The following is a 13,976-nucleotide window of genomic DNA, read 5'->3' as shown; positions in this document are numbered from 1 at the left end:
CGCTCTCAGGACGGACCAGTTCCACGTTCTATGATACGCAATGCCACGAACAACAAAAGATTCAAGCCGGCGAGCTATGATTAGCCGAGTATGGGTGTAAATTACGACGCAGAAGTGGAGAGCTTCGAGTGGACCATCCCGGACACATACACGATCACGTCGGTCGTCGCCGACCACGCCGAGGAGTTCGGCGATCGAGTCGCCGTTCGGTTTCTGAACGAGGACGGCGATCGCGAGGAACGGACGTACGCCGACATCCGGGACGACACGAATCGGTTCGCGAACGGGCTCGAGGCGAGCGGCGTTGGCAAAGGCGACCGAATCATGCACCTCTTCCCCCGCCATCCCGACGCCTTTGCCGTGCAGCTCGGTGCGCTGGCGACCGGTTCGCTGTTAGTCCCCTGCTCGTCGATGCTTCGCTCGAAAGATATCGAATTCCGGGCGAACGACTGTAACGCAACGAGTATCGTCGTTCACGAGTCGCTGACTGATATGGTCGAACCGGTCCTCGACGAAACGCCCCTTGAGCGCGTAATCGTTCTCGATGGCACCGAGGCGGATCTGCACGGCGAGAATTGGACGACAGCTACGGACGTTATGGCCGATGAATCGACCGACTACGACGGCCCGGAGCTGACGGCTGACGATCCGATGACGATCAACTATACCAGCGGGACGACCGGTCAGCCGAAGCCGGTCTTACACAAACACCGCTGGCAGTACTGCTTCAATCGCATCAACGCGCCGTACTGGTGGGGTGTCGACGAAGAGACCGACCTCGAGGACGAACTGCTGTGGGCGACGACCGGGACCGGCTGGGCGAAGTGGTTCTGGAGCCCGGTCGGTGTCGGTCTGACGACCGGTGCGACCCAGCTCATCTACGATGGCGGGTTCGAGCCCGAAACGTTCCTCGAAATCCTCGAGGAAGAGGGCGTTACCAAGCTCTGTTCCGTCCCGACCCAGTACCGGATGTTCGCGAACGCCGACCTCGAGGCGTACGACGTCCAGCTGAACGACACGCTCTCGGCCGGCGAACCGCTCAACCGCGAGCCGATCGAGCGTATCCGGGACGCGTGGGGCGTCACTCCGCGCGACGGCTACGGCCAGACCGAAACCGTCGCGCTCGTGACGAACTACCCCGGTATCGATATCAAGTCCGGAAGTATGGGCAAGCCGACGCCGGGCGTCGGCGCGACGATCATCGACGTCGACGACGAGGAAGAAGTCGAAACCGGCGAGATCGGTGAGATCGCCGTCCCGGTCGATTCGCCGGCGATCTTCGACGGCTACTACGAGAAGCCGGAACTCGACGAGCAGAAGCTTTCCGGGGAGTACTACCGCACGGGTGACCTCGCCTCCCGGGACGAGGACGGCTACTTCTTTTTCGAGGGGAGGGCCGACGATATCATCATCTCCTCTGGCTACCGGATCGGTCCGTTCGAGGTCGAGGACGCGCTCGTTACCCACGATGCCGTCGCCGAAGCCGCCGTGGTCGACAGCCCGCACGAAGAACGCGGCAACGTCGTCAAGGCCTACGTAATCCTCGCCGAGGACTACGAGAGCAGCGACGAGCTGAAAGACGAGATTCAGGCGTTCATGAAAGAGGAGACGGCTCCCTACAAGTATCCGCGTCGGATCGAGTTCACGGACGAACTCCCGAAGACCTCGAGCGGGAAGATCCGCCGCGTCGAACTCCGGGAGAAAGAACAGGCAAAACACGACCTGTAGTCGGATTCCGAGGACTCACTCGAGCGAGCCACCGATTCTCTGTCGCAGTATTTGACACCCGTTCCGTGGAGATAGTGTTTCGTCACTTTTCGAGGCCAGCTCACTCAGTCGCGTCGCCGCGTTTGCGGACGCAGTCGTGAAACGATTCGGGCAACGACGCCGGCTCGAAGTCAGAATCGACGAAGACGAACGATACCTCGCCGTCGGCGGCCGCTTCGCCGCTCGAGCGGTGCGTGACCGAAAACGCGACCGTGAGCGAGGTGTCGCCGATCCGGACGACGGTCGTCTCGATGGTCGCGTCGTCGCCGGCTCGAAGCGGCGAGTGAAACGATGCCGACGCCTCGACTGCGGGGAGGAGATACCCGTCCGATCGGTAGGCCTCCATCGGATGGCCGCCGTCGACGGCCGGAGTGAAGTAGTGGTTCAGCCCGACGACCACGAAGTGGAAGAATCGGGGGTAGTAAATGAGCCCGCCAGCGTCGGTATCTCCCCAGTCGACGGTGATATCGGTAGTGTGAGCCATTTAATTGGTGTTACTGCGCTGGACGAAACGTGATCGTCCGATCGTCCGTCGTCTCGCTCGGTTCGACGGTCGCAGTGACCCGCTGTTCGATCGCGACGTCGTCACGGTCGACTCCGCGGACGATCCCCGTGAGCCGTACCTGTCCGAAGTCGACGATAGCAGTGACGTAGGGTGCATTGTCGTCGAACTGCGGCGTCGGAACGGAGACCGTCGTGTGGGTAACGATCTCTCCCGTCCGTGGTAGTTCCCGGCGTGCTAACTCACGGTCGCCGCAATGCGGACAGGCCTGCCGCGGCGGAAGCAGGCCGTGCTCGTTCGAGCAGGCGTAGAAGTATCCGTCCCCATCCGCGAGTGCGTCGAGGAACTCGTCGTACCCACCGTCGGTGGCAGCAGTCATTCGTCTATCACCTCCAGGACGTGAACGGTCGCACTGGCAACCGTACCGCCGGCGTTCTGGGCGACGCCGATCGTCGCGTCATCGGCGACAGCCTCGGCGCGCGGATGGCTTCCGTCGAGCAGCGTGGCCACGGCTGCCACCTGTGCGGCCCCGGTCGCGCCAACGGGGTGACCCTTCGCTTTCAGTCCGCCGGAGAGATTGACCGGCAACTCCCCGTCACGGCGCGTCTCACCGCGGCGAGCCGCCCCGATCGCCTCGCCGTCCCTATACATCCCGAGCGCCTCGAGGGCGAAGACCTCCGCGATCGTAAAGCAGTCGTGGACTTCGGCGATGGCGACGTCGTTCGGATCGATACTGGCCTCGTCGTAAGCCACCTTGGCGGCCTCCCGAGTAGCGGGTGTCCGCGAGAGCGTCGGCCGATCGTGCAGCGCCATCGTATCTCCGCCGTGTCCAGCACCGCTGATCGCGACGCCGGCTTCGAGATCGTGCTCCGCGGCGTACGTTGGGGACATCAACACGAGCGCGGCTGCACCGTCGCTGATCGGACAGGCGTCGTACAGGCCGAACGGGGCCGCGATCTCGGGCGCTTCGAGCGCCTCCGCGACCGTAATCTCCTGTTGGAGGTGGGCGTGATCGTTGACGAGCGCGTTGTCGTGATTTTTGACCGCGATGTGGGCGAGGTCCTCGTGCGTGCCGCCGTACTCGTCGAAGTACGCTCGCGCCATCAACGCGTACGCACCCGGGAAGGTGACGCCGGACTGGACCTCGTAGAGGTCGTCGGCTGCCCTGGCCAGCCCGTCGGTCGCACCGGCGGTTCCCATGTTCGTCATCCGCTCCATGCCGCCGGCGACGACGACGTCGGCGTCGCCGCTTCCGATCGCCCGAACGGCGTCGTGGACCGCGAGCCCGCTCGAGGCACACGCGCTTTCGATTCGGCGTGACGGGACGGTCGTTCCGAGGGCCTCCGCCATGAGCGGGCCCTGGTGTCCCTGTCGTTCCGAGAGGGTGCCGATGAAGTTGCCGTAGAAGAGTTCGTCGACGTCCGCAGCCGGAACGCCGGCGTCTTCGAGGGCCTCGAGCCCGGCGCTCGCGAACATGTCCCTGCCCGTCCGATCGGGATGCGATCCAAACGAAGTCATGCCTGTTCCTGCGAGGCGTACCTGCGACATTAGCTACCACACGTCCGTATTGACTCGTCCGGTATAGCTGTGTCGAACGATGACCAGCAACAGCCGATCGGCGTCGCCGACACCAACGTGAGTCGAGACATTTACTACGACCGTCCAACCACCAACGAGTGATGGCTTTGCACCTAGAGACGATCGACCGTGTCGGCGTCGTCGGCGCGGGCACGATGGGCAGTGGCATCGCACAAGTCGCCGCAACTGCGGACTACGATGTCGTGATGCGCGACATCGAACGAGAGTACGTCGAAAGCGGCTTCGAGACTATCGACGACAGCCTCGGTCGGCTCGTCTCCAGAGACCGCTTGACCGAGGACGAGGCCGGCGACACCCGTGACCGAATCACCGGCACAACCGACCTCGAGGATCTCGCGGACTGTGATATCGTCATCGAGGCGGCCCTCGAGGATCTCGGGGTCAAACGCGACATCTTTGCTGATCTCGATTCGGTCTGTCGTGACGACGCCATCCTCGCGACGAACACGAGCACGCTCTCGATCACCTCGATCGCGTCCGACCTCGAACACCCCGAGCGCGTAGTCGGGTTGCACTTCATGAACCCCGTCCCGATCATGGAGGGCGTCGAGATCGTCGTCGGTGAGAAGACGGCCAACGATGCCACCGAACTGGCTCATACCTTCGCCGAAGACCTCGAGAAGACGACGTGGGAATCCGACGACAAGCCGGGGTTCGTCACGAATCGCATCCTGATGCCCTGGATCAACGAGGGGATCCGGGCCTACGACGAAGATGTCGCCACGAAGGAGGACATCGATACGGGGATGGAACTCGGGACGAACGTCCCGATGGGGCCACTGACGCTGGCCGACCATATCGGACTCGACGTCTGCCTTCACGCCTCCGAGACGCTCCACGAGGAGCTGGGCGATCGGTACAAACCCGCCTACCTCCTCAAGCGAAAGGTCGAGGCGGGTGACCTCGGGAAAAAGACGGGCAACGGGTTCTATGAGTACGAGTAAGTCACTCCGTCAGGTGCCGTGAGATAACCTCTTTCTGTATTTCCGAGGTCCCTTCGTAGATCGTGGTGATCTTGGCGTCCCGGTAGTAGCGTTCGACATCGAAGTCCTTGGTGTACCCGTAGCCGCCGTGAACCTGGACCGCTTCGTTCGCGACGTCAACGGCCGTTTCGCTCGCGAAGTACTTCGCCATGCTCGCCGCTTGCGCGTCGAGACCGTCGTCGTTCTTCCGGGCGGCGTCGCGCGTCAGCAGGCGTGCGGCCTGGACATCCGTCTGCATATCCGCGAGCTTGTGTGCGATCGCCTGGTGGTTGATGATCGGCTCCCCGAACTGCTCGCGTTCGTTGGCGTAACTCACAGCAGCGTCGAGGGCTGCCTGGGCAACTCCGACAGCCTGGCTGGCGATCGCGATCCGACCGCCGGTCAGGATCGAAAACGCGGCTTTCAGCCCTTCACCGACCTCAGTCAAGCGGTTCTCCTCTGGAATTCGCGCGTCATCGAAGAGCAGCGTCGTCGTATCGCTCGCGCGCAGTCCGAGTTTGTCCTCTTTCTTGCCGACTTCCAGTCCCGGCGTGTCTTTGGGAACCAAGAACTGCGTCACGCTGTCCGGATCGTCGCGGTCGGTTTTCGCGAACAGAACGACGACGCCCGCACGCTTTCCGTTCGTGATCCACTGTTTCTTCCCGTTGATCACGTACTCACCGTCCTCGAGACGAGCCTCGGTGCTCATCTCCGCCGGGTTCGACCCGGCGTCCGGCTCCGAGAGCGCGAACGCTCCGACCGGCCGGCCGTCGACCATATCCGGCAGCCACTGCTCTCTGTGCTCGTCGGTGCCGAACTGGCGGATACACGATGTCGCCAGACAGTGAACCGACAGCGCCGTTGCCACCGCCAGATGTCCGCGCGCTACTTCCTCGTTGACGATGCTGTAGGTCACTTCGTCGGCGTCGAACCCGCCGTACCCTTCCGGGACCGTCAGCCCGGTTAGATCGAGCTCCGCGAGCCCGTCCCAGACGTCTTCCGGAAACGTCTGCGCCTCGTCGTACTCGTCGACCGCATCGACGACTTCCTCCTCGACGAATTCTCGGACTGTCTCCTGTATCAGCTGCTGCTCGTTTGTCGGCTCCATACGCGGTGATTCGTGAGCGGGATAGTAAAGCGTACGATTCCATCGTTCCAACAGGCAGTCCAAATTCGGCCGCTCGGTCGACACAGCGGACGGCCATTCGAAGATAGGTAACTAAAAATAGCGCGTCTCTCGAGGCATACGTATGACAGTCCGCCAGTCCAGAGAGGCTGCTATCGAGTGCATCGACGACGGCGATACGATCGGAGTCGGCGGCTTCGTCGCCGTCGGTATTCCCGAGTACGTCCTCGAGGCACTCGGTGAGCGATACGCTGAAACCGGGACACCCCGCGACCTCACCCTCTATCATCCCGCTGCGGAGGGCGACCGACAGGGTCGTGGGCTCTCGCATCTCGTTCGGGACGGTATGCTCGAGCGCACTATCGCGAGCCACTGGGGCTTTACGCCCGATCTGATGGAGAAGATCGTCTCGAACGAGATCGAGGCATACAACCTTCCGTTCGGCGTGATGGATCACATGCTTCGCGATACCGCCGCGGGGAAGCCCGGCACGATCACCCACGTCGGCCTGGGGACGTTCGTGGATCCGCGTCAGGACGGCGCGAAGGCGAACGACGTCACCGAAGACGACATCGTCGAACTCGTGACCTTCGACGGCGAGGAGTACCTCTACTATCGCTCGGTCCCGATCGACGTCGCTATTATCCGGGGAACAACGGCTGACGAAGACGGCAACATAACCACGGAGCGAGAGGCGCTCGATTCGAATACGTTGGCGATGGCTCAGGCCGCACACAACTCCGGTGGCACGGTGATCGCACAGGTCGAGCGAATCACGGAGTCGGGAACGCTCACCGCTCGCGACGTCACGGTCCCCGGCGTCCTGGTCGACACCGTCGTTGAGGCACCGCCGAGCCACCACCAGCAGACGTACGCGGAGGACTACAACCCCGCCTACAGCGGCGAAATCAAACGGCCGACCGACGACGGGAGTGACGGTATTCCGCTCGACATCCGGACGATTATCGCTCGTCGCGCTGCGATGGAACTCGAGCCGAATTCGGTCATCAATCTCGGCGTGGGCGTCCCGGAACTCGTGCCAGTCGTCGCGGCCGAAGGCGGAATCGACGACGAGATCACGCAGACCGTCGAGTCGGGGCCGGTCGGCGGCGCCGCCTCCGGTGGGATTAGCTTCGGGACCGCGAGCAACCATCACGCGCTCGTGTCCTCGCCACAACAGTTCGACTTCTACGACGGCGGCGGTCTCGACATGGGCTTTCTGGGAATGGCACAGGCGGACGCCGCGGGCAACATCAACGTCAGCCGGTTCGGGTCACAGCTCCCCGGTTGTGGCGGCTTCATCAACATCACCCAGAACGCCGAGAAAGTCGTGTTCTGTGGCACGCTGACGACCAATGGACTCGAGATAGAGACCGGAAACGGAGCGCTCTCGATCGAACGCGAGGGGACGAGTCCCAAGTTCATCGACTCGGTCGAACAGATCACCTTCAGCGGCGAGTACGCCACCGACATCGATCAGCCGATCGTCTACGTAACCGAGCGTGCGGTCTTCGAACTCACCGAGGCCGGACTCGAGCTCACGGAGGTCGCGCCGGGTATCGACGTGGAAACCGACGTCATCGACGAGATGGGCTTCGAGCCGCTCGTGGCTGGCGACCTCGACGAGATGGATTCGCGACTGTTCGTCGACGAACGGTTTGATCTGACCGACGTGCTCTAGTTGGCACTCGAGGCTGAACGGGGATTCGCCGGCACCCGGAGCGACGAAGCACGAACCGTTAAGCGGGACCGCTGCAAACTCGTCTCCGATGGTTGCGTACGATAACCTCTCGGTTGACCACGACGACGGCGTTGCAACGGTCACACTCGATAGCGCGGCCGGTCGAAACGCGCTCACCCTCGAGATGGCGAACGAACTGGTGTCGGTGGCGACGACCCTCGGCGAAAATCCGGATACTCGCTGTATCGTACTCACGCACGCGGGCGATTTCTTCGGGTCCGGGGCCGATCTCAGTGCCCTGTCCGGTGACGGCTCCGACGCGGCCCACATCCGGGAGTTGGCCGGACGGGCCCACGAAGCGATCGTCCAGTTCCATCGGGCGGAAACGCCGGTCGTCGGCGGTGTCAACGGTATCGCGGCCGGAATCGGATTCAGCCTCACGCTGTTTCCGGACCTGCTCGTCCTCGGCGAGGACGCGACGCTCAAATTTGCGTATCCGGGGATCGGGCTGACCGGTGACGGCGGTGCGACGTTCTTCCTGCCGCGACTGGTCGGCCTCCGGACCGCCAAGGAGATCGCCCTCCGGGACGAGCCGATCGACCCCGACGAAGCCCGGGAGCTGGGACTGGCCAACGAGGTCGTTCCCACCGACGACTTCGACGACCGGCTGGCCACAGTCGCCGCCGATCTGGCTGCCGGGCCGACTCGCGCGTTCGGGACGACGACCCGACTGCTGACCGACAGCTACGATCGCTCGCTCGAGCGACAGCTCGCGGCGGAGACAGATGGCATCGCAGGTGCAACGCGAACGGAAGACTACGAGCGCGGACTCGACGCGTTCTTTGGCGACGACGATCCCGACTTCGTCGGCCGGTAGCGTTGCCCAGCTCCTAGTGAGAACCGATCGACGCCGCGGCCGGATCGCGACTGGACCCGCCGGCCGTGGACAGTAATCACGGTAATTTATCACAGTATGCGTCCAATCGAGCGGCATGCATCTCGGAGTAGTCATTCCGCGGACCGGAACGCACGATCCAACCGACCTCGCGGTCAGCGCGGAAAAACTGGGATACGACTCCGTCTGGATGGGGGAGCTATGGGGCTCGAGTTCGGTCGTAAAACTCAGCGAAATCGCCGCGAAGACCGATGAAGTCGAGCTCGGAACCGCCATCGTCAACGTCTTTTCGCGAACGCCCGCCGTCCTCGCGATGACCGCCGTGACCCTCGACCGAGTCTCCGACGGTCGTGCGTCCCTCGGGGTCGGGACGAGTACACCGACCGCCGTCGAGAACGTCCACGGAATGCCGTTCGACCGACCGGTCCGTCGGTCCCACGAAACTATCGAAGTGATTCAACGCATCCTGAGCGACGACGACCCAGTCACGTACGATGGGGAACGAGTCAGCGTCTCGGGCGTTCCGCCACTGGACAGGGACGTTCCGGTCTACCACGCGGCGCTCGGGCCGGCGAACCGGCGCGTCGTCGGCCGGCTCTGTGATGGCTGGATGCCACACAACATCCCGTTTTCTGGGTTAGACGACGCGTTCGAGATCGTTGCAACGAGTGCTCGAGAACGCGACCGCGACCCCGACGAAATTACGATCGCTCCGTACGTGCCGGCAGCCGTGAGCGAAGATTGCGACGAGGCCTACGACGCCGTACGCGGTCACGTCGCGTATTACGCGGGCAGTGCCGACGGATATCGGAACGCGATCGCCACCAAGTTCCCGGAGCAGGTCGATCGCGTTGCCGAGGCCTGGCAGGCGGGCGACCGGGCAGACGCGGCAACCTTGGTCACGGACGAAATGGTCCACGACCTTGGTGTGGCCGGGACGCCGTCAGCAGCTCGCGATCGGCTTCGCGAAATCGTGAGCGAAACGGCCATCGATCGGCCGCTCGTGACGATTCCGGAGCAGGCCGCCGACGGAATAGCCGAAGCGACCATCGAGGCGTTGGCAGCCGTTTCTGACGCCTGATGAACGCCTCAACACGTAGAACATCGGTCACACGTAGTCGAGATTGACCTGCGTCACGTTCGCCGAGCGTTTGACGATATCCGCGATTTCCTCGCGTCGTCCCTCGTCGATTCGGCTCTGCGGGCCACAGACGCAGATCGCGCCACGGATGTGATCGCTCTTGTCGAGCACCGGAGCGGAAATACAGACCATTCCCGCGATGCGTTCGCCCTCGTCGATGGCGTACCCCTGGTCCCTGATCTGCTCGAGTTGTTCGAAGAGAACGTCGGGATCCGTGATGGTTCGGTTCGTCATCTCGATGAGTCCCTGCCGGTCAATGATCTCCTGCACGCGGTCATCCGGCATGTGCGCGAGGATCGCTTTCCCGGGAGCTGCTGCGTGAAGTGGCATTCGTGCACCGGGATACGCGAACAGATTGACGGCGTCGGGCCCTTCTTGCACCGCGACGATCACGCACTGATCGTTTTCTTCGATCATCAACGTGACGTGCTCGCCCGTCTCCGCCGCTATATCCTGGAGTTTGTCGCTGACGACTTTGAATATTTCCAGTCGGTGGCGCTGTTGGTTGCCCACCTCGAGAAACCGGGTTGTAGTCGAGTACTCTTTCTCTTCGACTTCGACGTATCCCGTCGCAACGAGCGCCTGGAGATAGTTATGGACGGTACTGACGGGCATATCGAGCCGTCCGGCGAGATCCGAAACCCCCCCGGATCCGTTTTCCGCAAGTTCGTCGACGATCTTGAATGCCCGTTCGACCGACCGGTTTGATGTGCCCGTCATCATGGAAATGATTCCACGGATAGTATAGAAGTCTTTCGGCTCTGCCGAATAAAAATTCGGGTATGGAAGACTACTGCAAACGAACGATCGTGACCAACCAATTCGAACAACTGGATCAGAACACGGTCAAATCCCCCGCACCACCGAATAGAAAACAAACAACAGATTCGACGAGAGCGTAGTGTCGGACTTCTTCAAAGCGATGGCAGCCTCGGTTTTTGAACCAGTCGAAATACATTTGGCGCTATTTCAGCGATTTCGGGAGAGAATTATGAATTAACAAAGGGCTGTTCGGTGAAAACAGCGCATTCAGCGGTGCCGAAAGACACTCCCACGAAAACGAGGTCGTTGCTCTCACAGCTAGTTTCCCGGTCCCGATTTCACCCCCATCCCTCGTTTCGAGAGAACTGAGACGATTCTTCGCTGTTGCTCGAATTTGCGATTTATCGCTATACTATACATACATATGGGTGTAAAGAGAAGGGTAGCTGATGTCCTCTCCTCAGAGGAATGCCCCTCTCGGCTCGGATTCAGGCGTTCCGAAATGGAGTATTCGAAAAGTTGGAATTAGCCTCAGCGAGTTGCGGGACGATCCTCGTCCCTCGTCGATTTTCAAACTCGCGTACCGTTTCGCGTACCGTGCACCATCGCTGGCGTCTGTCTGTCTATCTGTCTGTTAAGTGATTGGTACGATCGTTGTGGGTTGTAGTAGTGTACAAACTGTTCAAGTTATTCTCTCACGTTCGCCCGACTGCCTACCCACGAATTACGGAAGCGGTCAACGCGCATCTGGAAGGTATGAAACCACTGTTCGATCAGGCTTCGATCAACGTAATTGAACTGAACGCTCACTCCCAGTCGAGAGAGGACAGTCAAATAATCGTATCTATCGACGAGAAACACCGTCTCGAAGAGATCGTATTTTTCCGTCAACTTATACAGGAACGCAGCAGCTAGATCGGTGCCTCATCGTCCGAATACTTCGACATCAAGAACCAACCGCGAGTTTAGGTTGATTGCAGTATATGCCCAAGACCAGTTGTTATTGATATTGACAGTAGTTTTATCATTGTCGACCCATGCCGGCTTCGCCGTCCTCAGAACGCTTTGCATTCTGATGAGTAGCACGAGAGTTTCGCTCTCGTGGATGTCGGCGAGTCTGGAACGGTGTCAGCTAGCCGACGTACCCAGTACTAGATTGCTTGATGAGACCGTTCAACTCCGAACAAGCGAAAAATCCCATCCTTCCGATGTTGTAGAGTATCCCACTAGAGACGACTGAAAACACTTCGATAGAGGTGTGTGGACACTTCGATAGAGGTGTGGTGATCACCGTGTAGTATTGCAGCACCTGAGAGAGTCAGTAGGTTATATATGGAGTGATAGGTGAAGAAGTCCTCCAAACGTCGATACGAATACAGCGCCAGAAATTCCAATCTACACACCTGCTCTCGATCGATTACACATCGATAGAGGTGTGTGGTGTATCATCCAAACGGGTGACTTTCGAGAGTACGGGAAGCTCAGTTCTCGTTTCGAACCTGTGCTTTGACGACGGTCGATACTTCGTTCCCGGAGACCATGTCGATGCGCGAGTCCTCGCGAAGTGTTTCGAGGATGGTCTCGGGACGCTCGCCGAACTGGAACTCGAGGAACATCCCAGAGCTCGGACCGTGGCTTCGTCGTTCGAAGTCGACGAGGGAGTACGTCGTCATCTCCTTCATCTTGTTAACGTAGGTCTCCTGGTGATATTGGTCGGCCTCGATTGCGTCAGTGAGGAACTGATACACCCTGTAGCCGGTCGTGCTACGGGCGGATTCATCGTCCGTTTCGGCAGCGACAGCTGCCGTCGCATAGAGACAAAGCTTCTTCTGTGTGCTGATGCCTCGAACGACCTCGAGGACGCGGTTTTTCTCGACTTTGTCCTGCGCCTCACGGACGTGCGCTTCACGAACGTCTTCGTCGCCTTCGCGTTCAGCGAGCTCACCGGCGACGCGCATGAGATCGATCGCTTTGCGAGCATCGCCGTGGGTCTGCGCTGCGAAAGCAGCCGCCAGCGGAATGACGTCCTCGTCGAGAACGTCGTCGTAAAAGGCGTCTTGGCGACGACGAAGAATCGACTGCAACTGATTTGCATCGTAATCGTCGAAGTGGACGTCTTCGGGGGTGAAGGAGCTCAGGGCCCGACTCCCCACGGACTCCATCATCTTCGTATCGTTAGAGATCGCGACGACTGAGACGTGCGCAGTGAGTTCGTTATTTGCGCCGGCTCGAGACAGTTGATAGAGGAGGCGGGAGAACGCCGGCTCCTGTTTGTCTCGTCGACCCACAAGCATATCGAGTTCATCAAGGACGAATACTGCAGAATCGAAGTTCTCGTTAACGATCCGATAGAGCTCGTCCCACTTTTCTTTCGTCGCGACACCGTGTTTCGGAACCTCGACCTCGACGAGAGCTTCGTCCGCAGCGCGACTCGCTAGTTCGTAGACTGCAACGCCGAGGGTGTCGAGATCCTGGCAGTTGACTTCGATCGTCCCGAACCGGATGTCACGCGATTCGCAGATAGCGCTAATGTTCTTGCAGACGGCTTTGGTGATGAGGGATTTACCGGTCCCCGAGGGACCATAGAGAAAGAGATTCGGCGGACGGTTGTCACCGAGAGCGACGCGGAGCATCTTCGTAACCTCTTGGAGTTGTTCATCGCGACCGACGATTCGATCCTCTTCGACGATGTGATTCGGATCGAGGAGCGACCGATCACGAATGAGTCCCTCTTGCTGGTCGAACTCCAGCAACATATCCTCGATTGACTGTGAATCAGTGGTCGACGACGGGTTACTCGAGGATGAAGATGTCTCGGGCGCAGAAGACTCGAATGAGGAAATGTCCTCCTCTATCGTTTCGTCCTTCGATGTCCCCGCCTCATCTCGAGGATCCTCGAAGTCATCCATACGGTGACCCATACAGGGTGGGACCAAAAGTGTTCCCCACCTTTGTCGATGTGTATTTCTCCGATTAGACGGATGATATCCGACGATTTAACCCGGTTGAGACGGCGATCCCTCGAGGTAGTAAAGGCGGCCGACGATGTGTTATGAGAGAGGTGGGTGTTGAGACAGACACCCCTCTATCGATGTGTTCGAAGCCTCGAAGGGGAGGGGGTCAATCGACGGGATCGAATATGCGAGAGCGATGGTAACGCAAGATCTCGCAGAAGAGAGCCGATTGGTTAGGAAATCGGTGTAATTCATTCCAGTATTTCTCTTTCTCTTCTTCTAGCTTTCTAGAACAACACTCACACACACCCCTATCGAAGTGTTCGATATGTTCTGCACCTTGATCGTGACCTTCCTGAATCCCCTTCGAAAACAGCGAACAGCAAATGATCCCTCTCAGGCTGTCTTTATGTAATTCTCATCGGTTACCGGCCTCAATTCTTGGTCAGAAGCCTCGAGTCTTCCAGTCATTCGTCGTTTTATCGGCTCCACACCCACAGTGAAAACACATCGATAGAGGGGTGTCTGTGCCGTCCTACTCTTGAGTAGGTTTCAGTCAGATTGTTCCTCCCCTTTCGGAGAGAATA

The 13,976-nt window shown here is 60.0% G+C and carries 11 protein-coding genes and 1 pseudogene; 5 read left to right on the top strand and 7 right to left on the bottom strand.

What is annotated here, in order from left to right; all coding sequences use genetic code 11:
- Window positions 1-90 precede the first annotated feature (90 nt).
- Window positions 91-1,728 (top strand): AMP-binding protein, encoded by a 1,638-nt coding sequence (locus tag LDH74_RS21770; RefSeq protein ID WP_226042850.1) that lies wholly within the window; start codon window positions 91-93, stop codon window positions 1,726-1,728.
- Window positions 1,729-1,828: 100 nt separating this feature from the next.
- Here LDH74_RS21770 and LDH74_RS21765 read toward each other — a convergent pair whose 3' ends face one another.
- From LDH74_RS21765 to LDH74_RS21755, 3 genes are read right to left on the bottom strand one after another with little or no spacing between them, the layout of a single operon-like run.
- Complete coding sequence (locus LDH74_RS21765) at window positions 1,829-2,251, bottom strand: thioesterase family protein (protein ID WP_226042849.1); 423 nt, start codon at window positions 2,249-2,251, stop codon at window positions 1,829-1,831.
- 10 nt (window positions 2,252-2,261) lie between these two features.
- The gene (locus LDH74_RS21760; RefSeq protein ID WP_226042848.1) at window positions 2,262-2,648 is read right to left on the bottom strand and encodes an OB-fold domain-containing protein; all 387 of its coding nucleotides are present in this window, start codon (window positions 2,646-2,648) and stop codon (window positions 2,262-2,264) included.
- Window positions 2,645-3,817: a beta-ketoacyl synthase N-terminal-like domain-containing protein gene (locus LDH74_RS21755; protein ID WP_226042847.1), complete on the bottom strand. Its 1,173-nt coding sequence runs from the start codon at window positions 3,815-3,817 to the stop codon at window positions 2,645-2,647. Before LDH74_RS21755 ends, LDH74_RS21760 begins: the two co-directional genes overlap by 4 nt.
- Window positions 3,818-3,948: 131 nt before the next feature.
- Here LDH74_RS21755 and LDH74_RS21750 point away from each other — a divergent pair, with 131 nt between their 5' ends.
- A complete protein-coding gene (locus tag LDH74_RS21750; protein ID WP_226042846.1) occupies window positions 3,949-4,812 on the top strand; it encodes a 3-hydroxyacyl-CoA dehydrogenase NAD-binding domain-containing protein in 864 nt (287 codons plus the stop codon).
- Window position 4,813: 1 nt separating this feature from the next.
- Here LDH74_RS21750 and LDH74_RS21745 read toward each other — a convergent pair whose 3' ends face one another.
- Entirely contained in the window at window positions 4,814-5,938 is a 1,125-nt protein-coding gene (locus LDH74_RS21745; RefSeq protein WP_226042845.1) for an acyl-CoA dehydrogenase family protein, read from the bottom strand.
- A 142-nt stretch (window positions 5,939-6,080) separates the two neighbouring features.
- Between LDH74_RS21745 and LDH74_RS21740 the strand changes: the two genes are divergently transcribed.
- The 3 genes from LDH74_RS21740 to LDH74_RS21730 all read left to right on the top strand — a co-directional run bounded on the left by LDH74_RS21740 (window position 6,081) and on the right by LDH74_RS21730 (window position 9,613).
- Window positions 6,081-7,637, top strand: coding sequence for an acyl CoA:acetate/3-ketoacid CoA transferase (locus LDH74_RS21740; protein WP_226042844.1), 1,557 nt, complete (start codon window positions 6,081-6,083; stop codon window positions 7,635-7,637).
- A gap of 88 nt (window positions 7,638-7,725) precedes the next feature.
- Window positions 7,726-8,514: an enoyl-CoA hydratase-related protein gene (locus LDH74_RS21735; protein WP_226042843.1), complete on the top strand. Its 789-nt coding sequence runs from the start codon at window positions 7,726-7,728 to the stop codon at window positions 8,512-8,514.
- Between the two features lie 115 nt (window positions 8,515-8,629).
- Window positions 8,630-9,613: an LLM class flavin-dependent oxidoreductase gene (locus LDH74_RS21730; RefSeq protein WP_226042842.1), complete on the top strand. Its 984-nt coding sequence runs from the start codon at window positions 8,630-8,632 to the stop codon at window positions 9,611-9,613.
- A gap of 27 nt (window positions 9,614-9,640) precedes the next feature.
- Here the strand turns inward: LDH74_RS21730 and LDH74_RS21725 are convergent, their stop codons facing one another.
- The 3 genes and pseudogenes from LDH74_RS21725 to LDH74_RS21715 form a co-directional block, all read right to left on the bottom strand.
- A complete protein-coding gene (locus LDH74_RS21725) occupies window positions 9,641-10,393 on the bottom strand; it encodes an IclR family transcriptional regulator (protein WP_226042841.1) in 753 nt (250 codons plus the stop codon).
- Between the two features lie 612 nt (window positions 10,394-11,005).
- A pseudogene (locus LDH74_RS21720) lies at window positions 11,006-11,631 on the bottom strand (DDE-type integrase/transposase/recombinase).
- A gap of 285 nt (window positions 11,632-11,916) precedes the next feature.
- Complete coding sequence (locus tag LDH74_RS21715) at window positions 11,917-13,344, bottom strand: orc1/cdc6 family replication initiation protein (RefSeq protein WP_226042840.1); 1,428 nt, start codon at window positions 13,342-13,344, stop codon at window positions 11,917-11,919.
- Window positions 13,345-13,976: the final 632 nt, after the last annotated feature.

The sequence above is a fragment of the Natrinema sp. DC36 genome (genome assembly GCF_020405225.1).
In the GTDB taxonomy this organism is placed as follows: domain Archaea; phylum Halobacteriota; class Halobacteria; order Halobacteriales; family Natrialbaceae; genus Natrinema.
The sequence above is the reverse complement of the archived record's forward strand: the minus strand, read 5'-3'. Positions and strand labels throughout refer to the sequence as shown.

Excerpts from the sequence above, each read along its gene's own strand:
- LDH74_RS21765 (WP_226042849.1), bottom strand. The coding sequence starts at position 2,251 with ATGGCTCACACTACCGATATCACCGTCGACTGGGGAGATACCGACGCT.
- LDH74_RS21755 (WP_226042847.1), bottom strand. The coding sequence starts at position 3,817 with ATGTCGCAGGTACGCCTCGCAGGAACAGGCATGACTTCGTTTGGATCG.
- LDH74_RS21760 (WP_226042848.1), bottom strand. The coding sequence starts at position 2,648 with ATGACTGCTGCCACCGACGGTGGGTACGACGAGTTCCTCGACGCACTC.
- LDH74_RS21740 (WP_226042844.1), top strand. The coding sequence starts at position 6,081 with ATGACAGTCCGCCAGTCCAGAGAGGCTGCTATCGAGTGCATCGACGAC.
- LDH74_RS21730 (WP_226042842.1), top strand. The coding sequence starts at position 8,630 with ATGCATCTCGGAGTAGTCATTCCGCGGACCGGAACGCACGATCCAACC.
- LDH74_RS21735 (WP_226042843.1), top strand. The coding sequence starts at position 7,726 with ATGGTTGCGTACGATAACCTCTCGGTTGACCACGACGACGGCGTTGCA.
- LDH74_RS21725 (WP_226042841.1), bottom strand. The coding sequence starts at position 10,393 with ATGACGGGCACATCAAACCGGTCGGTCGAACGGGCATTCAAGATCGTC.
- LDH74_RS21745 (WP_226042845.1), bottom strand. The coding sequence starts at position 5,938 with ATGGAGCCGACAAACGAGCAGCAGCTGATACAGGAGACAGTCCGAGAA.
- LDH74_RS21750 (WP_226042846.1), top strand. The coding sequence starts at position 3,949 with ATGGCTTTGCACCTAGAGACGATCGACCGTGTCGGCGTCGTCGGCGCG.
- LDH74_RS21770 (WP_226042850.1), top strand. The coding sequence starts at position 91 with ATGGGTGTAAATTACGACGCAGAAGTGGAGAGCTTCGAGTGGACCATC.
- LDH74_RS21715 (WP_226042840.1), bottom strand. The coding sequence starts at position 13,344 with ATGGATGACTTCGAGGATCCTCGAGATGAGGCGGGGACATCGAAGGAC.